The sequence below is a fragment of the Chryseobacterium sp. JAH genome (assembly GCF_001507335.1).
Lineage (GTDB): Bacteria > Bacteroidota > Bacteroidia > Flavobacteriales > Weeksellaceae > Chryseobacterium.
The window spans coordinates 629332-652338 of the sequence record NZ_LMAH01000003.1; the positions used below are offsets into that span (position 1 = coordinate 629332).

General features: G+C 35.0%; 20 protein-coding genes. 12 read left to right on the forward strand and 8 right to left on the reverse strand.

Annotated features, from left to right (window positions below):
* Positions 1 to 98: 98 nt before the first annotated feature.
* Positions 99 to 971, reverse strand: coding sequence for a hypothetical protein (locus tag AR685_RS10110; RefSeq protein WP_059124473.1), 873 nt, complete (start codon positions 969 to 971; stop codon positions 99 to 101).
* Positions 972 to 1087: 116 nt separating this feature from the next.
* Here AR685_RS10110 and AR685_RS10115 point away from each other — a divergent pair, with 116 nt between their 5' ends.
* Entirely contained in the window at positions 1088 to 2518 is a 1431-nt protein-coding gene (locus AR685_RS10115) for a glycoside hydrolase family 125 protein (RefSeq protein ID WP_059124474.1), read from the forward strand.
* 58 nt (positions 2519 to 2576) lie between these two features.
* On the opposite strand, the gene AR685_RS10120 is transcribed toward AR685_RS10115, so the two are convergent.
* Entirely contained in the window at positions 2577 to 3503 is a 927-nt protein-coding gene (locus AR685_RS10120; RefSeq protein WP_059124475.1) for a DUF4349 domain-containing protein, read from the reverse strand.
* Between the two features lie 201 nt (positions 3504 to 3704).
* Between AR685_RS10120 and AR685_RS10125 the strand changes: the two genes are divergently transcribed.
* Positions 3705 to 5063 carry an acyl-CoA dehydrogenase family protein gene (locus AR685_RS10125; RefSeq protein WP_059124476.1) on the forward strand — a complete coding sequence of 453 codons (1359 nt, stop codon included), beginning with the start codon at positions 3705 to 3707 and terminating at the stop codon, positions 5061 to 5063.
* Between the two features lie 70 nt (positions 5064 to 5133).
* Here AR685_RS10125 and AR685_RS10130 read toward each other — a convergent pair whose 3' ends face one another.
* From AR685_RS10130 to lon, 3 genes are all read right to left on the reverse strand, one after another.
* Positions 5134 to 5511, reverse strand: a complete 378-nt coding sequence (locus AR685_RS10130) for a MauE/DoxX family redox-associated membrane protein (RefSeq protein ID WP_059124564.1) — start codon at positions 5509 to 5511, stop codon at positions 5134 to 5136.
* An 83-nt stretch (positions 5512 to 5594) separates the two neighbouring features.
* Positions 5595 to 6707 (reverse strand): AI-2E family transporter, encoded by a 1113-nt coding sequence (locus AR685_RS10135; RefSeq protein WP_059124477.1) that lies wholly within the window; start codon positions 6705 to 6707, stop codon positions 5595 to 5597.
* A gap of 70 nt (positions 6708 to 6777) precedes the next feature.
* Entirely contained in the window at positions 6778 to 9183 is a 2406-nt protein-coding gene (gene lon / locus AR685_RS10140; protein ID WP_047443533.1) for an endopeptidase La, read from the reverse strand.
* A gap of 257 nt (positions 9184 to 9440) precedes the next feature.
* Here lon and AR685_RS10145 point away from each other — a divergent pair, with 257 nt between their 5' ends.
* From AR685_RS10145 to AR685_RS10170, 6 genes are all read left to right on the forward strand, one after another.
* Positions 9441 to 11582, forward strand: coding sequence for a peptidylprolyl isomerase (locus tag AR685_RS10145; protein ID WP_059124478.1), 2142 nt, complete (start codon positions 9441 to 9443; stop codon positions 11580 to 11582).
* A gap of 127 nt (positions 11583 to 11709) precedes the next feature.
* Positions 11710 to 12660 (forward strand): MlaD family protein, encoded by a 951-nt coding sequence (locus tag AR685_RS10150; RefSeq protein WP_047443535.1) that lies wholly within the window; start codon positions 11710 to 11712, stop codon positions 12658 to 12660.
* Between the two features lie 8 nt (positions 12661 to 12668).
* Positions 12669 to 14003, forward strand: a complete 1335-nt coding sequence (locus AR685_RS10155) for a (Fe-S)-binding protein (protein WP_059124479.1) — start codon at positions 12669 to 12671, stop codon at positions 14001 to 14003.
* 51 nt (positions 14004 to 14054) lie between these two features.
* Positions 14055 to 14840, forward strand: a complete 786-nt coding sequence (locus tag AR685_RS10160) for a (Fe-S)-binding protein (RefSeq protein WP_047443537.1) — start codon at positions 14055 to 14057, stop codon at positions 14838 to 14840.
* Between the two features lie 186 nt (positions 14841 to 15026).
* Positions 15027 to 15515 (forward strand): hypothetical protein, encoded by a 489-nt coding sequence (locus AR685_RS10165; RefSeq protein ID WP_059124480.1) that lies wholly within the window; start codon positions 15027 to 15029, stop codon positions 15513 to 15515.
* 10 nt (positions 15516 to 15525) lie between these two features.
* Entirely contained in the window at positions 15526 to 16338 is an 813-nt protein-coding gene (locus AR685_RS10170) for an FkbM family methyltransferase (RefSeq protein WP_059124481.1), read from the forward strand.
* A 21-nt stretch (positions 16339 to 16359) separates the two neighbouring features.
* Here the strand turns inward: AR685_RS10170 and AR685_RS10175 are convergent, their stop codons facing one another.
* On the reverse strand, positions 16360 to 17169 hold the full coding sequence (locus tag AR685_RS10175; protein WP_047443539.1) for a class I SAM-dependent methyltransferase: 810 nt from the start codon (positions 17167 to 17169) through the stop codon (positions 16360 to 16362).
* 54 nt (positions 17170 to 17223) lie between these two features.
* On the opposite strand from AR685_RS10175, the gene AR685_RS10180 reads away from it, so the two are divergent.
* The 4 genes from AR685_RS10180 (at position 17224) to serS (ending at position 21520) form a co-directional block, all read left to right on the forward strand.
* Entirely contained in the window at positions 17224 to 18369 is a 1146-nt protein-coding gene (locus AR685_RS10180; protein ID WP_059124482.1) for a glycosyltransferase, read from the forward strand.
* Positions 18366 to 19607, forward strand: a complete 1242-nt coding sequence (locus AR685_RS10185) for an oligosaccharide flippase family protein (protein WP_059124483.1) — start codon at positions 18366 to 18368, stop codon at positions 19605 to 19607. Before AR685_RS10180 ends, AR685_RS10185 begins: the two co-directional genes overlap by 4 nt.
* Positions 19608 to 19634: 27 nt before the next feature.
* Positions 19635 to 20150, forward strand: coding sequence for a hypothetical protein (locus AR685_RS10190; protein WP_082671916.1), 516 nt, complete (start codon positions 19635 to 19637; stop codon positions 20148 to 20150).
* Positions 20151 to 20251: 101 nt separating this feature from the next.
* Positions 20252 to 21520 (forward strand): serine--tRNA ligase, encoded by a 1269-nt coding sequence (gene serS / locus AR685_RS10195; RefSeq protein WP_059124485.1) that lies wholly within the window; start codon positions 20252 to 20254, stop codon positions 21518 to 21520.
* A 270-nt stretch (positions 21521 to 21790) separates the two neighbouring features.
* On the opposite strand, the gene AR685_RS10200 is transcribed toward serS, so the two are convergent.
* Together AR685_RS10200 and AR685_RS10205 are read right to left on the reverse strand one after the other, a co-directional pair.
* A complete protein-coding gene (locus AR685_RS10200; protein WP_059124486.1) occupies positions 21791 to 22555 on the reverse strand; it encodes a sulfite exporter TauE/SafE family protein in 765 nt (254 codons plus the stop codon).
* Entirely contained in the window at positions 22546 to 22998 is a 453-nt protein-coding gene (locus AR685_RS10205; RefSeq protein WP_059124487.1) for a FixH family protein, read from the reverse strand. Before AR685_RS10205 ends, AR685_RS10200 begins: the two co-directional genes overlap by 10 nt.
* Positions 22999 to 23007 lie beyond the last annotated feature (9 nt).

The following is a 23007-nucleotide window of genomic DNA, read 5'->3' on the forward strand; positions in this document are numbered from 1 at the left end:
GAATATATCCGAATAGCTTTTCCAAAAATTCCGTTTGATAAATTATGATTTGCAAATTTACGGAATTTCGGACAATGAAGTTTATTGTGGATTAAAAATCAGTTGGCGAGTTCCAATTCGATACAAAGACTATAATTAGAATTATTGATTTTCTTTTTGTTTAAAATATTTTTCCATTGTAAATTCCCACTAAAAGAAAAAATATTTGATGCCTCCGACTCGTATCCTTGAAATTTTGGAGCAATTCCTTGTTGCATTACATTTTTTAAGCGTTTTCCATCAGGATATTTAATATCTGTTATATAGGTAAATTTATTTTGCTCATTTACAATCCATTCAAAACCTATGAAAAAACCATTTTTAGGAAATTGTATTGGTGTTTTAGAAAGATCAATTTCTGTAATATTCTTACCTGATTTACAAGTAACCAATATGCTGTTTACTTTGTCTTTTGATGGTTTACCACCTTCATTATCGTAAAAAACAAGATTAAAGGTTGCTTCTTTAATGGCTTTTTCGACTTTTGTGGGTATTCTGATTTTTTTTATGAAAAGTTTTTCATTAGAAACATCAGCTTTAAATAAATCTACGACTACCCAACTCATAGTGGAAGCAGAAAAACCCATGCTGTTATTCTTAATTATACCTAACTTAAAAGCTTTTTGAAATTTTGGTCGCACAATCTCCACCTCAGCAATCTCAATAAATTTAGGTTTCAGCAAATACACGGACTGATATTTTTCCGTTCTGAAATTTTCATAACCAAAAGATTGAATTTCTGATATTTCTTCACCTTTATCCAATAGTGTTTCTCCATTTTCTTCTGTGTTTTTGTAATAATCTTTGTCTTTTAAAATCAGTTTAGCATAAGGAATTGGCTTTTGATTTTCTGCGTCAATCACTTTAATTTTCTGAGAGAACATCAGAAGGGGATACAGGAAGCTGATTAAAATTAAGAATTTGGTTTTCATCTTTTTAAATAAAATTTGATCAAAAATAATTATTTGAATTCACTATGTAATGAAATTAATGCTGAATTGTAAAAAAATCTTAGATTTAAATATTCATATTTAAAAATCTACCTTAAATGCTAAGTAGAAGAACTTTTATCAAAAAATCATCGCTCGGATTAGGCTTATTTGCATTGCCGACATCTGCTACATTCTTATTTGACAAGGATTTTGTCTCGAAAAGACCAAAATTAAGCGACCGAAAATTCATTTCAGCCGCTGTAGAAAATACAATCAAAACGATCAAAAAATCTATCACAGATCCTGAACTGGCCTGGATGTTTGAAAACTGTTTTCCAAACACTCTTGATACAACGGTGAAATTTTATCATAAAAATAATAAACCTTTTACATACGTGATTACGGGAGATATCGACGCGATGTGGCTTCGTGATTCTTCGGCGCAGGTTTTCCCATATTTAAGTCTGGCTAATGAAGATGAAAAACTGAAAAATCTGCTGAAAGGTGTCATCAATAAACAGGTTGAATGTGTTCTGCTCGATCCTTACGCCAATGCTTTTTTTGATGATGCTGCAAAAATTAGCGAATGGAAGGATGATTTAACAGAAATGAAACCCGGAATTCATGAGCGAAAATGGGAAGTTGATTCGCTATGCTACGTGATGCGTCTTTCTTGTAATTATTGGAAGGTGACAGGAGATTCATCTGTTTTTGATGGAGACTGGAAAAAAGCGATGCTGTTGATTTTACAAACCTTTAAACAACAGCAGAGAAAAGATTCAAAAGGTCCTTACAAATTTCAACGGGCCAATGGAAATGCTTTAGATACACAATTTGCAGGAGGTTTTGGAAATCCCACTAAAAAAGTGGGCTTGATTCATTCTATGTTCAGGCCTTCTGATGATGCTACTTTTTATCCTTTTTTGATTTCTTCGAACATGTTTGCTGTCGTTTCTTTGAGTGAAACTGCAGAGATTTTTTCTCAGGTTTTAAAAGAGGAAAATTCGGCTTCTCAATTTAAAAACTTAGCCCAAGAAGTTGATGACGCCATTCAGAAATATGCGATTTTAGATCATCCTGAAGCAGGGAAAATCTATGCCTTGGAAATTGATGGTTTCGGAAATGCATTGTTTATGGATGATGCGAATGTTCCGAATTTGCTTTCAATCCCCTATTTGGGCTATGCTTCAAAAGATGATGAAGTCTATCAGAATACCAGAAAGTTTTCGCTGAGTAAAGCCAATCCTTGGTACAGCGAAGGGGAATTTGCCAAGGGAATCGGCGGTCCACACATTGGTGAACATAAAATTTGGCCTTTGGGTTTGATCATGCAGGCGCTTACAACTGATGATGAAGAAGAAATTATTTCAGTTTTAAAAATCCTTAAAGCAACCCACGCAGGAACCGGATTTATTCATGAATCTTTCGATGTACATAATCCCAAGGACTTTACAAGATCATGGTTCGCCTGGGCAAATACTCTTTTTGGCGAACTGATTTTGCATCTTCATAAAACGAAACCTGAAATTTTGAAAAGACGATTTTAAATATAAAAACCTCCACAAAAGCGAAGGCTCAGAAAAATCTATGTTGATAACCTAAAGGTTAGGATGCCGTATTGTGTTCTTTTGTTTTTTGCTGAATTTTATTATTAGATTTGTTTTTTCGGTAAAAGTAAAATATGATAAGAGCAATAAGTACAATAGGCCAAATGGTAACCAATCCCACAAGAATTTTTTGAATCAAATAAAACCCTTCCACAAAAGCATTTTTCACATCATACAGGAAATTAAATTTATATTTATTGTCGATATTTTGTGAGTTTGTTACGGCAATTTCTGCAATACGAAGTTTAGGTTCTTTAATGTAAATATCGACTATGCTGTATTTCAAATGATCAGTTACGTCCATATTGGCGAGCTGCTGTTGATTTTCCTCAGACATATTTTCATCGTTCATTTTCACTTTGTCTTTGGTGATTTTAAGCTCTGAAATATTTTCACTGGTCTTCTTGATTCTTTTTCCTTCCAGTTCAGCATATTTAATGGTTGCGGTTACATCTTCAGCATTGATGACTCTTGAATTTAAAAAAAGCTTTTTATCATTAATTAAGATTAAAAAGTCACCCAGTTTTTTGGAGGGAACACGAACCTTCATCGTGTTTTCAGTCTGGTATTTTTTGACAAGCATTGCAGCTTCATTAGAAGTATTAAAAGTTTCTTCTGAAACAACATTGCTTTGAAGATTGCTGTTTGTCACAAATCCACCAATTTCCTGAACCGATTTTTCTATTGAAGTAGTAGCTTCGTAGACATCTTTTACTTCCATGTTGACGTTCGCTGTTTTGATAAACTGTTTGTCTTTTACAGATATCGTTGCGACTGATGAAACACTATCGGAAATGGTTACTGAAGCAGAATCTGCAGAAGTTGACATTTCATAATCACTTGCTGTAGCTTCTCCTTTTTTGCAAGAATAAATTCCGAATAAAATTGCTGTGGAGATCGATAGTTTGATGTAAGTCGTTTTCATATGATATTTTTTAATTTTTTTCTTACTTCAAAGTTGAGAACGAAACCTTTGTAATGTTTGAAAATGAAAAGTAAAAAATTTGTAAATAAAATTAAAGAATTATACTATTGAAAATCAATGTTTTGTAAAAAGGTAAAGCCTGTGTGCCTGGTATTTCGGATTGATTTTTGCTTAAATTTTACAAATCAAACCAAAATCAATATGTCTAAAACTTTTTCAAAAATCAGAAACGCCATAGAATTATTTAAATCGATTGATTTTGATCAGTTAGGCGAAATCTCACAAAAAGTAAATCTTCCCAAACTCATGGAAAATTTCTCAAAGCTGGATGATAATCAGCTCAAGGGAATGATGAAAATGCTTGATCCAAATAAGAAAAAGAAAGAGCTGCCACCGATTGATGGAGATTTCTACGATATTTATCACACTTTGACACCCGAGCAAAGGGAGGTTCAGCAGAAAGTAAGAGATTTTATGGAAAAGGAAATGAAACCTTTAGTTAATCATTATTGGTTACGAGATGAGTTTCCGCACGAATTGATTCCGAAATTTCAAAAGCTCGATATCTGTGGAGTCACTTATGATGGTTACGGCTGTAAAGGAATGCCTTTTCTGATGGAAGGTGTTATTGCTATGGAAATGGCTAGAGTTGATGCTTCAATAGCAACTTTCTTCGGAGTGCAGTCAGGATTGTCAATGGGTTCAATTTACATTTGTGGTTCAGAAGAACAGAAACAAAAATGGCTTCCACAAATGCAGAAGTTTGAGAAAATAGGAGCTTTTGGATTAACAGAACCAGAAGTCGGTTCGGGAGCAGCCGGAGGTTTAACGGTTACGTGCAAAAAAACTTCTGAAGGATGGGTTTTAAATGGACAGAAAAAGTGGATTGGGAATGCAACGTTTGCAGATTTGATTATTATATGGGCAAGAGATTTAGGCGATGGCGAAGTAAAAGGTTTCATTGTTGAAAAAGATAACCCAGGATATTCTGTTGAGAAAATCAAAGGAAAAATGGCGTTGAGAATTGTTCAGAATGGTTTGATCACATTAAAAGATTGTACAGTAACCGAAGAAAACCGGTTGCAAAATGCCAATTCTTTCAAAGATACCGCAAAAGTGTTGAGAATGACGAGAGCAGGAGTTGCATGGATGGCGACAGGCTGCGCAAGAGGAGCGTATGAAAGTGCTTTAGATTACACCAGAACACGTGAGCAATTCGGAAAACCAATTGCCTCTTTTCAAATGATTCAGGGACACTTGGTAGAAATGCTTTCTAACTTAACTGCGATGCAGACTATGGTCTTCAGGCTGTCTGAAATGCAGGATGAAGATATTTTGAAAGACGAACACGCATCGCTGGCCAAAGTTTTCTGCACCATGAGAACGCGGGATATTGTTTCGCGAGCCCGTGAGGTTTTAGGCGGAAACGGAATTCTGCTTGAGTATAATGTAGCGAGATTTGTGGCAGACGCAGAAGCTATTTATTCTTACGAAGGAACGAAAGAAATCAACTCACTAATCGTTGGAAGGTCGATTACAGGGTTTAGCGCATTTGTGTGATCAAATGTAAATGATAGAAATATAAAGGGTCAATTGTAAATAAAATTCACAATTGACCATTAAAGGTTTTTCAGCTAATTAAAGCTTTATACTTTTCTTTGTTATCGATAATCATCCAAAGGTTGATAAGAAAAAGAACACACGCAATTGACATTCCCGTTGTAGACTTGTCTATGGTGAAAATGTGCAGGATAATTCCAACCATCACAGGTAGAATAATAATTGCGCCTAATGCTCTTGTTTTTGGAAAGATGAATAATAATCCGCCAACAATTTCTACAGCACCCACTAGAGGCATTAACCAATGCAACTGATTGAATGACTCGAAAATTTTCATTTGTTCGGGTGTGATTTCGGGCATGGGCATGTAGTGAAGAAATTTGTCTAAACCGGCATTGGCGAACATCAGTCCAAAAAGAAGACAGATAATAAATTTTACGATTTTCATGATATTGATTTTCATCAAATTTAAATAAAAATTTTATCCGTTGAAGAAAAATTTATTTCTCAAAAAATCATACTATGCATATTTTAATCCATTTCCTTTAACGTAATGTTCTTAGATATTTTATAGGTTTTCTTCTTTTTATGAGGTTTTTCATCTTCTCCCAGAAGTTTCCCCCAAGGTTGTAACCCTTCCACTCTTTCAAAAATAATTTTAATGATGGCAATGGCCGGAATACAGAGGAACATTCCGGAGATTCCCCAAAGATGTTCTCCTACAAGGATTCCGATAAATGAAAACAGTGCATTGATTTTTACTTTTGAACCCACCACAAATGGCAAAACAATGTTTCCGTCAATAGCATGGACGATGACATATCCTAAGGCAACATATACGCAAGTCGAAACCGTGCCAGTAGCAAATGCAATAAAACACGAGATTAATAAGGAAATACAAATTCCAATATACGGAATAACGTTTAATAAACCTGTCAAAACACCTAATAGAATAGCATATTTTACTTCTAAGATCGTTAAAACAGTGGTTGTTAAAACTGAAACAATCACCACCTGAAGAGAGAGCCCGATAATGTATCTCTTGGTCATGATTCTTACTTCAGAAACTACTTCCTGGACACTTGATTTATGCTTTTCATTAAAAACATTAATAATGAAATTGTTTAAGATCCTTCTGTAATTTAAAATGAAAATAAAGAACAAAATGAAAAAAGCTAAAAATCCTAAGCTTGAAGAAAAAATACCAAAAGTAAATCCTAAAATCACTCCGGATGAAGACAAAAGCTTGCCTAGGCCTTGATCAAGATAATCCAGCTGTTCATCTATTTTTACGTTAAAAGTATGAGAGACCCAAGTCTGTAAATTGTGAAAAACCGAATTAAACTGTTTTGTCAAATGAGGTACATCTCTGCTGAAACTCGATATCTGTGAACCGAAGAAAAATATTAACCCCGTTAAAATAACCAACATCATCATAACCGAAACTATGGTAGAAATTGATCTTGGAAATTTCAGTGATTTCTCAAAAAAATTAGCAACAGGCAAAAAAAGCATTGCCATTAAAAACGCCAAAAAGAACGGAGCCAGAATACTTTGTCCGAGATTGATCAGATATCCGATTCCTATAATAGAAATCACGGCAAGGGTAATCTTGAGAAGAAAAGGAATTTTGAAAAAATTCATGATAAAGTTTTTCCAAACATAACAAAAACCTCACCGTTATGATGAGGTTTTAAATTTTATTAATGAAAATTTATTTTTCGATGGCGAGTTCAAGAACCTCAGTCATCCAATTCACATAATTTACTTTCAGATTTTTTAGATAATCCTGTTTGATCTCTTCTACATCCTTTCTGTTGGCTTCACACAAGATTACTTCTTTAATTCCGGCTCTTGTTGCAGCAAGGAGTTTTTCTTTAATTCCGCCTACAGGAAGTACTTTTCCTCTCAGCGTAATTTCACCTGTCATTGCCAAATGAGGTCTTACTTTTTTATTTCTGAAAGTAGAGACCATAGAAGTCAGCATTGCAATTCCGGCTGAAGGTCCGTCTTTAGGAGTTGCACCTTCAGGAACGTGAACGTGAATATTTTTCTTTTCTAAATCATCCTCTGTAATACCTAAATCTTCATGTTTAGCTTTTATGTATTCCAAAGCAATCGTTGCAGATTCTTTCATCACGGTTCCCAAATTTCCGGTCATCGTAAGATTTCCTTTTCCTGTGCTGGTAATACTTTCAATGAAGAGAATGTCTCCACCAACGCTCGTCCATGCCAATCCGGTTACTACGCCAGGAACATCTGTCAATTCAGACAAGCTTTTCGGTCTTGGAACGCCTAAAATTTCGTCAACTTTTTCTATTGTGATTTTTGCATCATAATCTTTCACCATAGCAGTTTGAAGGGCTACCCAGCGAGCGATTCCTGCAATTCTTTTTTCTAAAGTTCTTACACCGCTTTCTGAAGTATGTGCTTCGATGATATGTTTTAATTCAGCATTTCCAAGCTTGAAAGATTTTGCGGTCAAACCGTTTTCTTCCTGTTGTTTTTTAATTAAATGTCTCTTGGCAATCTCAATCTTTTCCTCCAAAGTATAACCCGCAATCTGAATGATCTCCATTCTGTCCAAAAGTGGAGTTTGGATGGTTGACAAAGAGTTTGCCGTAGCCAAAAACATCACTTTAGATAAATCGTAACCCATTTCAAGGAAATTGTCGTAGAAAGCATTATTTTGTTCTGGATCAAGAACTTCAAGCAGAGCCGAACTCGGATCGCCATGCATTCCTTTTCCTACTTTATCGATTTCGTCTAAAACAATCACGGGGTTTGATGTTCCAGATTTTTTAATGGATTGAAGAATTCTTCCTGCCATCGCACCAATATAGGTTTTTCTATGACCACGGATTTCGCTTTCGTCATGAAGTCCACCTAAAGAAACTCGTACATATTTTCTTCCCAAAGCATCGGCAACAGATTTCCCAAGTGAAGTTTTACCTACGCCCGGAGGCCCTACTAATAGTAGGATAGGAGATTTCATGTTATTTTTCAATTTTAAAACAGCCATGTGCTCCAAAATTCTTTTCTTAATGTCTTCTAAACCGAAATGAGCTTTATCTAAAACTTTTTCAGCTTTTTCAATATCAAATGTGTCTTTGGTAAACGTTTCCCAAGGAAGATCTGTAAAGAAATCCAGATAATTTCTCTGAACATTGTAGTCAGGAGAATTCGGATTTTGGCGTTGAAGTCTTCCGATTTCTTTTTGAAAATGTTCTTCAACTTCCGGTTTCCACTTTTTTTCGCTGCCTTTTTTTAGCAAATCTTCGACATCGCTTTCAGGGCCACCTCCCAATTCATCTTGAATCGTTCTTATCTGTTGGTTTAAGAAATATTCTCTCTGCTGCTTATCAAGATCCTTTGACGTTTTCTGATGAATCTGATTTCTCAATTCCAGCTTTCTGAAATCTTCGTGCATCATTTCATAGCACTTTTTGGCTCTTTCCATAAGGCTTTTTTCCTCCAGAAGTTTTTGTTTTTCTGCGTAAGGAAAACTGGCGTTGGTGCAGATGAAATTCAATAAGTCATCGTTGTTATTGATGTTTTTGATTGCAAAATTGGCAGCATTAGGAATGTTTGGATCGAGTTCAATTATTTTTAAAGCTAAATCTTTTACATTTTCAAGTAATGCTTCGTACTCTTCTTTGTTTTTTGCTTTAGCATCTTTTAGTCTTGTGATTTCTGCTTTAAAATAAGGTTGGCTATCCGTTATTTTTTTAATCTTAAATCGGTGGAAACCTTTGGTGATTGCTGTAACATTTCCTTCCGGCAGTTTAATGATTTTAATGATTTTGGCTAAAGTTCCGGTCTGGTGAAAGTCTTTTTCCGTAGGTTGTTCGATATCAGAGTTTTTCTGGCTTACAATTCCAATAAAATCACCGTTTTGTTGTGCTTCCTCAAGGAGTTGAATTGATGTTTTTCTTCCAGCAGTAATAGGAATCACAACATTAGGAAACATCACCATATTTCTTACCGGAAGTATCGGGAAAATAACCTGCTCAGAGTTTTTTGCGGTTTCATCAATATCAGAAAGATTGATTTCTTCGGTCACAATATCAAATCCATCGCCCAAGATTTCCTCAAAATTTATATCTTCAAATTCTGTCATAATAAGTTAAATGACAAATTGTCATTTATAGTTTTAATCGTTAAAGGATAAAATCAAAATATGTTCGGCAAAAGCACTACATATAATGTATATGTAATTTTCACAATACTTATGCCATTTGCTTTTCGATAAAAAATACGGTCAAAATTTCCATTTTAGATGTATTTAAATTTTAAAAATTAAAAAACCATCTTATATTTCTGTAATTTCTTAAAAATGTGTATTTTCGCACACTGATATAAAACTATATTTATAAAATGGCAATTTTAGGACAGATTAGGAGTAGACCTTGGCTTTTGATGGGAATGATCGCATTGGCGCTTTTGGCGTTTTTGGTAAACCCAGAAAGTCTCGATAAAGTTTTTGGAAAAAATCCTGATGTTTTAGGAAAAGTAAATGGTGAAAAAATAACCCGTGAGGAGTATAATGACCAGCTTTTCGTATTACAACAGCAAGCTGAGCAGCAACAGCAGCCAAAAAACGGACTTGAAGAGCAGGCTTGGCAATTGCTTGTGCAGTCAAAATTGGTAAAACAGCAATTTGAAAAAATGGGATTCGAGATGACAGACGATTTGTTCTGGAATCAGATTCAGTTTGATCAAATGTTTGCACAAAGCCAGGACATGAGAGATGAAAAAGGTAATTTTAAAACGATGGAGCTTAAAAAGAACATCGAGACCATAAAAAATACAAATCCTGAACAATACAATTTGTGGCTGAAAACCAGAAAGACAATTGAGTACAGAATCATGGCAAGACAGGTTTTTGCTAATATTTCTACAGGGATCACTACTGGTAAGAAAGAGGCTGAAGAATTGATGAAAGAAAGAGATCAGCTTGCTGATATTGATTTCGTTAAAGTTGATTATGCTTCATATCTTCAAAAAAACAAAATTAAAGTTACTACTGAAGATTTAAAAAAATATATTGATCAACATCCTGTGATGTTCAAAACTGAACCTAGCAGAAATCTTGGTATCGTATTTTTCCCTTCACAGCCAAGTCCTGCGGATGATGCTGCTGTATTGAAAGATATTACAAAATTATACTCAGTAGGAACAGACGAAAGTGGTGGAAAAGAAAATTTCGTGAATACGACAAACGATTCTATGTTTGTAGCAACAAATTCTGATATTCCTTTCAATAATCAATATGTTCCAGCTAATCAAATGCCTCAAGGTGTACAGGGGAAAATTGAGACAGCTGCTATCGGTCAGACTTTTGGTCCATACAAAGAACAAAATTTATATGTGGTTTCTAAGTTGGTAGACAAAAAAGCTTCAGATTCTACTTTGTCTAAGCATATCTTAATTTCTTACAAAGGTGCAGAAAGATCTACAGCTACAAGATCTAAAGAAGAAGCAAAGAAAATTGCTGACAGCTTAATGGCTGCTATCAAAGGAAATCCTGCAAAATTTGCGGAGGGGCTTAAATTGTCTGATGAGCCTGGTGCTGTTGAAAGAAATGGTAGTGTGGGTTGGACGACTCCTCAGAGTCAGTTTGCTCCACCATATTTAGCATTCTTAGCAAACAATGCAAAAGGAGCTACAGGTCTTACTGAAACAAGTTTCGGTTACCATATTATTAATGTTGAAGATAAGAAAGCTGGGGCAATGGGTTATAAAGTAGCTCACTTGGTGAAAACAATCAAACCTTCTGAAGCTACCGAGGCGGTAGTTGATAAAAACTCAAGAAGATTTATTCAGCAGGTTCAAGGGAAGTCATTCAATGATTTTGTGAATATTGCTAAAAAATCAAACTACCAATACTCAAACGCAAAATCTGCAAAAAGATTTGACGGTCAGTTACAAGGTTTAGGAACCGATAAAGACGGAGAAATCCTTACTTGGGCTTTTGATAAGAAAAGAGAAAAAGGAGATTCTGAAATCTTCACAGTTGAAGGAACAGGAGATAAGATCGTTGTTTACTTAAACGGAAAACAGGAAAAAGGGCTTGCTGATCCTGAATCGGTAAGAGATCAGATTGAAACGGTTGTTATGAATAAATTGGCAGCTAAAAAGATTTCTGACAAGATTGGTAAAGCGACAAGCTTAGATCAAGTGGCAAAAACTTTTGCTACGACTAAGCAGTCTGCACAAGTAAACTTACTGAACCCTTCAGTTGCTGGTGCAATGGAACCTAAAGTTGCAGGTGCTGCATTCGGTGTTAAAAAAGGAGCAATCTCAAATGTAATCGAAGGTGGAACCGGAGTTTATGTTTTGGTGAAAAAGAACGAGACTACCAACAAACAGCCGGGAGATGTTAAGCAGTTTACAGAATCTGTTACACAGAGAAATGCTGGAATGTTTGGTCAGGCGTGGTTGAAGAGTTTACAGGATAACGCAGATATCGATGATTACAGAATCGAGATATGGAGTAAGCTTGGAAATCAACAATAGAAGATCTAAAATCAACAATATTAAAAGTGGCAGAGTTTTTGCCACTTTTTTTGTGTTTAACCCATAGCAATAAAGAAAAACATTAATTTAAATGTATTATATTTGCTTACTAGAAAAAATATAAAAAGTGAAGTTCAGTAAAGAAATAAAGGCTGGTTTAATAGCGATTTTAGCTGTTATCGGCTTTGTCATTTTGTTCCAATTCATGAAAGGTAGAAGCCTTTTTACTACAGATAATATATTTTACGCAAAATATGATAACGTTGAAGGTCTTGCACAGTCTTCACCGGTTTCCATTAATGGGTTAAAGGTTGGTCAGGTAGATAAGATCATTCCGCAGACATCAAAAGATGGAAAAATTCATTTCATTGTAAAAGTTACTGTTGATGATAATTTTGAATTTTCAAAAAATTCAAGCCTTGAGATTTTCGAGCCAAGCTTGATGGGAGGTAAAGAGATGAGAGTAAATTTGTTTTACGGAGGTCCTAGTGCCAAAGATGGAGATACCCTAAAGGGTGCTTTCAAATTGGGTATGATGAACAGCCTCTCTTCTCAGGTTGGCCCTGTAAAAGATCAGTTGCAGACTGTATTGCACAGAGTAGATTCTCTAATGGTAAATGCTAATCAGGTAATGAATGAGCAAAACAGAGAAGAAATTAAAATTCTTCTTCATAATCTTAACAAAACCGTGGGCGCATTAGAAACTACCGCAGGAAGTGTAAATAGATTAGTTGGAAATAATGACCCTAAACTTCAAAAAGTTCTTGATGAGGCAAGCCTTACGATGAAGAGCGGTAAAGTTACTTTAGACAAATATGGTAATTTAGCTGAAAGCATTGATACACAAAAGTTAAATGCCACGATTGCTAATTTAGACAATACGGTTGGGCAGCTTAATAAAGTAGTTTCTGGCATTGACAGAGGTGAGGGAAGTTTAGGCAAGATTATGAAAGATGACCAGTTGTATAATAACCTTAATGCAGCGTCAAACAATCTAAATTCATTGATTGAAGATTTAAAAGCCAATCCTAAGAAATATGTAAATTTCTCTGTGTTTGGTAAGAACAGTAAAGACTAATCATCCTTATGCAACATCTTGACAATATCATTTTTCTGATTCTATTAATTGCCGGTTTTGGGCTATTCGGAAAAAGCCTTTTTAAGATTTATAGAAATATCAGACTCGGAAGAGAAATAAACCGCAGCGACAGAAAATCTGAACGTTGGGAAACGATGGCTCGTGTAGCAATGGGTCAAAGCAGAATGGTGAAAAGACCTGTGGCAGGTATTCTTCACCTTTTTGTGTATGTGGGTTTTGTGATTATCAACATCGAGCTAATAGAAATTATAGTGGACGGAATTTTCGGAACGCACCGTTTTTTGGCAACCGTTTTCGGACATACTTTTTACAATATTTTCACCGCGACTCTTGAAGTTTTAGCACTTTTAGTTGTTATTGGTGTCGTACTATTTTTCATTCGGAGAAATTTCTACGGTGTTAAGCGATTAACAATGAAAGAACTTTTCGGATGGCCAAAAAATGACGCCAATTGGATTTTGATCATCGAATTTGCGTTGATGGTATTTTTCTTTACCATGAATTCTTCAGATTTGATCTTGCAGCATAAAGGTGTTTTAGCAGAACATGGAAGTTTCACGATTAGTGAAATGACGTTGGTGCCTTTTTTAGAGATTTTCAGTTTTGATAATGGTTTTTTAGTTTTCGTTGAGAGATCTGCGTGGTGGTTACACTTTGTAGGAATTCTGTTCTTCATGAATTACCTTTATTACTCAAAACATTTGCATATTATCTTAGCCTTTCCGAGTACTTGGTATGCCAATTTAGATTTGTACGGAAAGTTTAATAATTTAGATTCAGTTACGGCAGAAATCAAATTAATGATGGATCCGAATGCTGATCCTTATGCAGCTCCTGCTGAGGGTGCAGTTGAAGAGGCTCCGTCAAAATTTGGTGCGGAAGATATTTTTGATTTAAATCAGGTACAGCTGTTAAATGCCTATTCCTGTACAGAATGTGGTCGTTGTACCTCAGTTTGTCCTGCGAATATTACAGGTAAAAAATTATCGCCGAGATTGATTTTGATGAAAACCAGAGATCGTCTGGAAGAAGTCGGAAGAAATATAGATAAAAACGGAAAGTTTGAAGACGACGGTAAAAAATTACTAAACGATTATATCACGAAGGAAGAACTTTGGGCTTGTACGACTTGCAACGCTTGTACAGAAGCTTGTCCGGTACTGTTAGATCCTTTATCTATCATTTTTGAAATGAGAAGATTCTTAGTGATGGAACAGTCTGCGGCTCCGCAAGAATTGAATCTGATGATGACCAATGTAGAAAATAATGCTGCACCTTGGCAGTACAATCAGGCCGATCGTCTTAATTGGGCAAATGATTAATTATTTTTAAAATTTAAATTCATATTAAAACAAAATACATTTTACAATAAAATGGATTTCACTATAAAAACAATGGCAGAATATGCTGCCGAAGGAAAATCGCCCGAAGTTTTATTTTGGGTGGGCTGTGCTGGAAGTTTTGACGACAGAGCGAAAAAAATTACCAAAGCATTCTGTAAGATTCTGAATAAAATCGGGGTTGAGTTTGCTGTCCTCGGACAGGAAGAAAGCTGCACAGGTGATCCTGCTAAACGTGCCGGAAACGAGTTTGTTTTCCAGATGATGGCAATGACGAACATTGAAGTTCTGAATGCCTATGATGTGAAGAAAATTGTAACGGCTTGTCCACACTGTTTTAACACTTTGAAAAACGAGTATCCAAGTTTAGGCGGGAATTTTGAAGTGATTCATCATACGCAGTTCTTGAAGCAGCTGATGGAAGAAGGAAGATTGAAAATTGAGGGTGGTGCTTTTAAAGGAAAAAAAATTACATTTCACGATCCTTGTTATCTAGGAAGAGCAAACGGTGAATACGAAGCGCCAAGAATGCTTTTAGAGAAGCTTGATGCAGAACTAGTAGAAATGAAACGTTGCAAAACCAACGGACTATGTTGTGGGGCAGGGGGAGCGCAGATGTTTAAAGAACCTGAAAAAGGAAATAAAGACATCAACATTGAAAGAACGGAAGAAGCTTTATCTTTCGAGCCAAAAATTATTGCAACTGGTTGTCCGTTTTGTAATACCATGTTGACAGACGGTGTAAAACATTTCAATAAAAATACTGAAGTTGAAGTAAAAGATATTGTAGAACTTTTGGCTGAGGCTGAAGATTTATAGGTTTTACTTTTTAAAAATTATACTAAACTCAGGATTGTTCCTGAGTTTTTTTTGGTGTCATTTGAATCAATAAAATTGCGTAATTTTGTTATTTAAGATAGGGTTAAATAAAAATGATATCGTTGTTTTTGATTCTCAGGAACAATGAAAAATAGGCTTATTTGACCATTAAAACAATGAATACATATGAAAATAGAAGAATCAAATATAGTAGAAGCTGAAGATTACAGAGTGATTATTTATCCTGCGTCAAGAGCTTTTACAACGAAAGAGGCAAAAGCAATTACTGAAAGATTATATGATTTCTTGGCAGGCTGGGCCGCTCACGGAAAACCGCTTTCATCATCTTTTAAAATTGAGAAAAATCAATTTATCGTTATCTGTGTAGACGAAGAAAAAGAAATGGCTTCCGGCTGCAGTATGGATGCTTTAGGTAAAATAATGAGAGAGATAGACGAAGAATATCAATTGGGATTATTTGACCGTATGAAAGCGAGCTTCATAGAAAATGGTGAGGTTAAAACACTGAAACTTTTAGACTTTAAAAACAAAGTGAGAAGCGGCGAATTATCTAAAGAAATTGAAGTTTTTGATTTTTCTAAAAATACTTACTTAGAATTTTTGGGTAATTTCTTACTTCCTTTCAACAGAAGCTGGGCTGCAGGGATCAAATAATTTTTAAACAGTGGGGAAATTGACAGCCGGATTATTCAGAATCTTATTTAAAATTCCTTTTTTAAGGGAAAAATATTTTGGATTTCATAAGCATATTTTTAATCCATATCAACTTTTTTCGGGTGTAAAAGAACAGATTCTGTACAGAAAAAGTATAAAAATTCATGTGAATTTGTCTGACTGGATACAGCAGCAGTTATATTTCTTAGGTGATTATGAAAAACCTGAAATCGATTATGTAACCGAATTTCTTAAACCAGGAGATGTATTTATCGATATAGGAGCCAACATCGGACTTTTCTCACTCAATGCTTCGGAAATAGTGGGTGAAAAAGGAAAAGTATATGCGTTTGAAGCATTTCCTTCTAATTATAGACAGTTCAAAGAAAACATTTCAATTAATAAGTTTGAAAATATTATTCCGGAAAACAAAGCAATTTCCAATCAGAATTCTACGATTGAAATTCTGTATAATGAAAAGGATCGGAATATTGGGATGGCATCTGCATTTCTGAAAGATTTTACTTCAAATGAAGTTGTAGAGTGTACTACTTTAGATCAATATTCAGATGATCATAATATTAATAAAATTGCGCTGATTAAAATTGATATTGAAGGAAGTGAATATGATGCGCTTTTAGGAATGACAAAAATACTGACTGAAATAAAACCTCAGATTTTAATCGAAATCAACCATAAAACTTTACAGGATTCCGGGCATAATGAAGTTGAAATCATTAATCTGCTTCGTAAATTCAATTACAAAATCATCAAAAAACTTAGCAGCGACGAACAATCGTATAATGCTGTTTTCGGAATTTAATTAAAGTTTAATAGCTGTTAGTTAAGAAAATTTGTTCTTTTCAATTTCAACGGTAAATATACTTTCGGGCTCTTTCATTTTATTAAATGCAGAAGATTTCAATTTAGCTTTAATAAAAACGGCACAAATGGTATTTTTCGGATGATAGAGGTAAGAATGATTCTGACTTCCCACACCGTCTAAAATCGCCTGGAAAACCTCATGACGTATATTTTGCGGACTGTATGCATAGTCGTGCCACACAACGATAGAATGCTCATGCAGAAGATGTTTGAATACTTTTCGGGTGTCATTCAAAACCATTTCATAGCTGTGATCACCATCGATAAAAACTAAATCATATTTTTTGTTCAGTGAGGCAAAATCAAAGGTTTTGGTATTGGTTCCAAGGTGAAGAATTTTAGGATTTTTAGATGAAAGAATAGCGTGCTGTTCTGCATATTCGGGACTTAATCCCATGGATTTCATTTCCTCTTTAGAAAGGTTAATCGTCGTGCAGTCATCAATATGCTTGGCTACGTTATGTACACTTTCACCACGCCAAGTACCGATTTCAAGGTAAGAATGTACATCTTTTCTGGCAGAAAGTGCAGAAAGCAGTTGAAGATCTGTAATCAGTGAACCACCGTCAAGAATAAAAGTGTCAATATTTTTAGGGATTTCCTGACTTAACTGGTCTAGATCGATCTGAGGCAATGAAGGAAAATTAGGATAATGTTTTTTAAATTTTTCTTCAACCACAAGCGGACTGTCTAAAATAATATTGATTAAACTCGGCCTTTTGAGAATGATGCGAATAAAAGAAAGAAATTTATTAAATTTAGCGTTCATTATGCTTAGATTCGTTTGATATAAGTGATAACAAAGATACATTTAAATAAAATTTTGGAAAGAAAAAATATCCTCTTCATCTCTTCGTGGTTTCCAAACAAAGTTGAGCCATATAATGGAAATTTTGTTCAAAGACATGCTGAGGCTGTATCTCTAAAGCATGATGTTGAGATTTTGCATTCTATTGGTGATTTCAATCAAAAAGAAAAGTATTTGATTGATGATCAGTTGATTAATGGAATCAGAACATTGATTGTCTATTATAAAAATTCAAAAAATCCTTTCCAAAATTTTTATCGTAGAATGAACGCTTATAAGATGGGCTTTGCAAAAATGAAAAAGCCAAATCTTGTACATGCGAATGTGATGCATAATTCTATGCTTTTTGCTGTTTATTTAAAGAAAAAATTTAATATTTCGTATGTAGTCACAGAGCACTGGACAGCCTTTCAGGAGCAGAATCTTTCTAAGACATCAACTATTGCAAAAATAATTGCAAGGTACATTTCAAAAAACGCTGAGTATATTTTGCCCGTGAGTAATAATTTAAAGAGTAGCCTTATTCTCATGGGAATCAAGAGTCCGATGAGGGTGATTTCAAATGTTGTAAATACAGAACTCTTTAGTATAAAATCGATACTAAAGGACATTCATACCGTTAAATTTCTGCACGTGTCCAGCCTGATTCCCAGAAAAAGACCCAAAGATATTATAAAAAATGTTGTGAAATTGCATCAAAACGGATATTCTGTAAGCTTAGAAATTGGGGGTGATGGAGAAACTCAATCGTTAACTTCTTTGGTAGAAGAATTGTGTGCAGAAGAGTATATAAAGGTGTTTGGTGCTATAACGTATAGTCAAGTGGCAGAGAAAATGCAAAACTCCGATTGTTTTATTCTCTTCAGTGAAAATGAAACTCAAGGCTGTGTCATTTTAGAATCTTATGCATGCGGAAAACCGGTGATTGCAACAAAAGTAGGGGGAGCCGCTGAATTTATTATTGATGGTTTAGCAATAGGCATTGAGAAAAACAATACTGATCATCTTTACAGTGTTTTAGAAAAGATATGTAAAAATGAAATTTCCTTTAAAGATGAAAAAGAAATAAGACAGTTTTCAGTAAAGCGATTCTCAATGGAATCTATTGGAAGTCAGTTTTCAGAAATTTATGATGAAATTTATAGAAGATCAATGTCATGAAAAGTTTGAAACTCTTTCTTAGAAATTTTATCAATAACAGCGGGCATTATGTTTTTCTGTCGTTCTTTCTTGCTAAAATTTGTGGTTTTGCGGGGTCTTTACTCATCATCAGATTACTGCCGGAAAATGAATTTGGAATTCTAAGTATCGTATTTTCGGTTTTCGCTATTTTTCTTCCCTTCACGGGTTTTGGTAGCGGACAAAGCTTGATAAGATTTGGTGCAATTTCTTCAGATGAAAATGAAAAACAACAGATTTCGTCTTATTTTTTTTTCAGAGGAATCTTTTTTGAAATTCTGTTAATCATTGTATTTTTAAGCCTATCATTTTTTTATTTTAAGTACGACAATATTTTATCCATATTTGTTTTCTGTGCTATTCGGCTCGGAGGAATTTATTTTGCAAATCATATTCAGGCGTACTACCGGATTACTTCCAGAAATAAAACTTTTGCGACCATTAATAATGTAGTGAATGTAGGAGGTTTACTTTTAATACTCGTTTTGACTTATTTTTTTAAATTATACGGGTATCTTTTCGCCATTGCAATCACGCCGTATCTTTCATTATTGTGGCTCAAAAAAGATATTTATTCATCCAGGAAATTTATTCCCCCAAATTATAAAGTAATGTGGCGCTATGGTATGTTTACTGCTGCAACGTCGCTTATTTCTGAGACTTTGTTTTCTTTAGATATTATTCTGCTGGGATTTCTGATGAATGAAAGTGCTGTTGCCCATTACCGTGTTGCAATTTTGATACCGTCGAACATTACTTTTTTGGCAGTGAGTTTTTTACAAAGTGATTTTCCGATACTTTCCAAAAATTATCAGAACAGGAAATTTCTAACATCTTATATTATCAATTTTCACAAGGTTTTTATTCCAATATGTGTCGCAATTTTCATTTTTTTCATTTTTTTCGACCGATATATTTTGCATTTCATTTTTGGCGAAACATACGAAGACAATTCAGGATTATTGATAACTTTACTCATTGGTTTTAATTTAGGAATGCTTACCAGAAACTTATATGGAAACCTTCTTCCTGCAGTAGGGAAAATTGAGATCAATACATGGGTGAGCGCCTTCTCTCTACTTTGCCTAGCAGTGATCGCTTATTTGTTGATACCATCTTATGGCGTTTTTGGTATGGCGGTTGCGATGTCTTCAACCTTAGTGATTTCAGGTTTAGCATATCTTGTTTTTTTCTTTTTATACCTTAGGAAACTCTCATAGTTATAAATCTTTCCTATCTTTGCTTATATGAATAAATCGTTTTTCCTGACATTCATGGCATGTTGTACACTTCTAAGCTGCAGAAGTGATGAAGATTCTATTCAGAAAATCGATCAGATCATGAATTTTTATATTCAGGATGCAAATGGCAAAGATTTGTTACGTCCTGGCCAAATCGGATCTTTCACAACAATCACACTGAATGATAATTTGGCAGCAACCGACGTTGCTCCGATTAGTTTTTCACCAAAAATGACAACTGATTCTATCTTTTATCAAGAATATATTGCAGGGGCTACTAGACAGCTTGTAAACGGGAGCGATGCCAATTCTGAAAACAGACAATATCGCTCAGATGTAAGAGTCGCATTGACGAAGAAACTTACTGACAGTACATTTTCTGAAATTGATAACGATACATTACAGATTTTTTATAATTGGACACCTAGTATTTTTGAGGTTTCGAAAGTTCTTTACAACAATAATGAAGTACAGGTAACCAAAGATTCTGAGAATCGTAATATCGTGAAAATCACAAAATAATCTTTAAATTTGCAAAGCACGGTTCAATGTTGACGGGAAGGAGTTTTTTTGCTTAAAATGCTCACCACTTTCAACCTTAAACTTTTAAACTATAAACTTTTATGTTACAAGTCAATTTTTTGCGCGAAAACAAAGAACGCGTTTTAGAAGGTCTTCAAAAAAGACAATTCAAGGGTCTTGAGTTGGTAGACGAGGCAATCGTTACCGACGAAGAGAGAAAAAGAATTCAGTTTGAATTAGATTCTCAACTTTCAGAAATCAATAAAATCTCGAAAGAGATCGGAATTCTAATGAAAGAAGGGAAAAGAGAAGAAGCTGAAGCCTCAAAATCTAAAACCGCACAGTTCAAAGAATCGAGCACAGAATTGAAGTCTCAACTGGAAGTGATTGAAAAAAAGTTGTTGGATATTCTGTATCAGATTCCAAACGTACCTTACGAATTGGTTAAAGCCGGAGTTTCTGCAGACGATAACGAAATTATTTACCAGTCTCACGATGTTGAAGGTTTGGGTGAAGGCGCAATTCCACATTGGGAACTGGCTAAGAAATATAACCTGATTGATTTTGAACTGGGTGTTAAAATTGCAGGAGCCGGTTTTCCGGTTTATTTTGGGAAAGGAGCAAGATTGCAGAGAGCTTTGGTTCAGTATTTTTTGGATAAAAATGTGGATGCTGGTTATTTGGAAGTGAATCCGCCTCATGTTGTTAATGAAGCTTCAGGATATGGAACAGGACAGTTGCCGGACAAGGAAGGGCAGATGTACTATATCAATGCAGACGATTTATATTTAATTCCAACAGCGGAAGTGCCGGTTACGAATTTGTACCGTGATGTTTTGTTGGATGAAAAAGACCTTCCGATTAAAAATACAGCATTTTCTCAGTGTTATAGGAGAGAAGCGGGAAGTTACGGTGCTCACGTAAGAGGTCTTAACCGTCTTCATCAGTTTGAGAAAGTAGAAATTGTAAGATTAGAAAAGCCTGAGAATTCTTATTCAGTTTTGGAAGAAATGGTAGAACATATCAAAGAAATCCTGACTGATCTTGAATTGCCTTACAGAGTTTTAAGATTATGTGGCGGAGATACCGGTTTTGCTTCTGCGATGACCTACGATTTCGAAGTTTGGAGTGCTGCTCAGGAAAAATGGCTGGAAGTAAGTTCAGTTTCAAATTTTGAAACCTTCCAGGCCAACAGATTGAAGTGCCGTTACAAAGCGGACGGAAAAACTCAGTTGGTGCATACGTTAAATGGTTCTGCTATGGCATTGCCAAGAATTATGGCGGCTTTGCTTGAAAATAATCAAACTGCAGAAGGTATTAAGCTTCCTAAGAAAATCGCAGAGTACGCGAAGTTTGAATTTATTAATTAACAGTCTGTTTTTATATAAATAAAGCCACCGAAATTTCGGTGGCTTTTGTTTGATGATTTATCTAGTTATCTGTTGACAGTGCGTACTGGTTTTTTGAATGTGAACAAAATAATAGTTCAGCTACTATAGATGATTTGACAATTTTTAGATTGTAGGAGTCACTCCCTTTGTATGTGGATTTTGAAATTGGTAATAGAGAATTGGTAAAATTAAAACTATTGTCCAAATTATGATTGTACTTTTAGCCGTGTATTAATTTGAACTATCTAATCAATGACAGTTCGCATTATGTGGATGTGTACTGTGATCTCCCGGTAAGTGACATTCACCATTGTTATCTTTAGAAACTGTCATCGCTTCAGCTTTTGGAGAGAGGTAAGGAATCCCCAATTCTAAACCTCGAACAATAAATAATCCACCAAGAATAATCATGATGACAGGAATGGCTTTTAAAATTTTAAATCTGAAAGCTTGATTCATCAGATTTCCGACCAGAACTACGGCAAACATGAATGGAAGTGTTCCCAATCCGAATAAAGCCATGTATGAAGCTCCCTGCCATATTCCGCCTGCTGCTAAACTTGCGGTTAAAGCCATATAAACCATTCCGCATGGAAGAAATCCATTAAGAATTCCTGTGGTGAATCTTGATCGGTAATCTGCTTTCTGTAAAAGTTTACCTAAATTAAATTTTACTTTAAATAGAAATTTAGATAGAAAAGGAATTTTTGAAGCAAAGTCTTTTCCTCCAAATGAAAATAATGCCATCACAATCAGTAAAACCCCCACAGCAATCGTTAAATACTGCTGAAAACCTGCCATCTCAAAACCTTCACCGATAATTCCTAGAATCCCACCGAGCAAAGCATAAGTGAAAATTCTTCCGAACTGATAGGTTAAATTCTGGAGGTAAAAATTAGTTGCCTGTTTTTTTGTGAGTCCCATCGACAAAGCAATAGGGCCACACATTCCGATACAGTGAAAACCGGATGCAAAACCTAAAGCGATTGCTGATAGTAAAAGTGCTATTTCCATATCACATCATAATCCAGTCGGTAGTCTGTCTTGTCGGTAGTCCACATCAATCGTAACGTATAATTTCCCTTTGTCAAAACCTTGGCAGGAATAGTGAATGACTGATTGGCATCGAGCTGTTCAGATCTTTTGATATCTAAATTCTGATCGTCTGATCTGTTGAGTACAAATTTAATTTTAGAATTTGCATTGTTGATCGTTGCAGGAAAAGTCATTTTAATTCCTTCCGTAGTTTGCGAATACGCCGGTTTTTCCTGTAGCGTGTCTGCTCGTCTTTTAGCATCGATAACGGTTTGGTATTCCAATTCCTCTTCGTAGTATTTGTCGGTTACCATTTCTGAATTTTTCTGTCCGTTTGGAAACAGAAACAGCATTGATAAAATAAATATAATAAATGAGCCTAGTGCCAATAATACACCGTGTCCCCAAGTAAAATTTTTCATTATTATAGA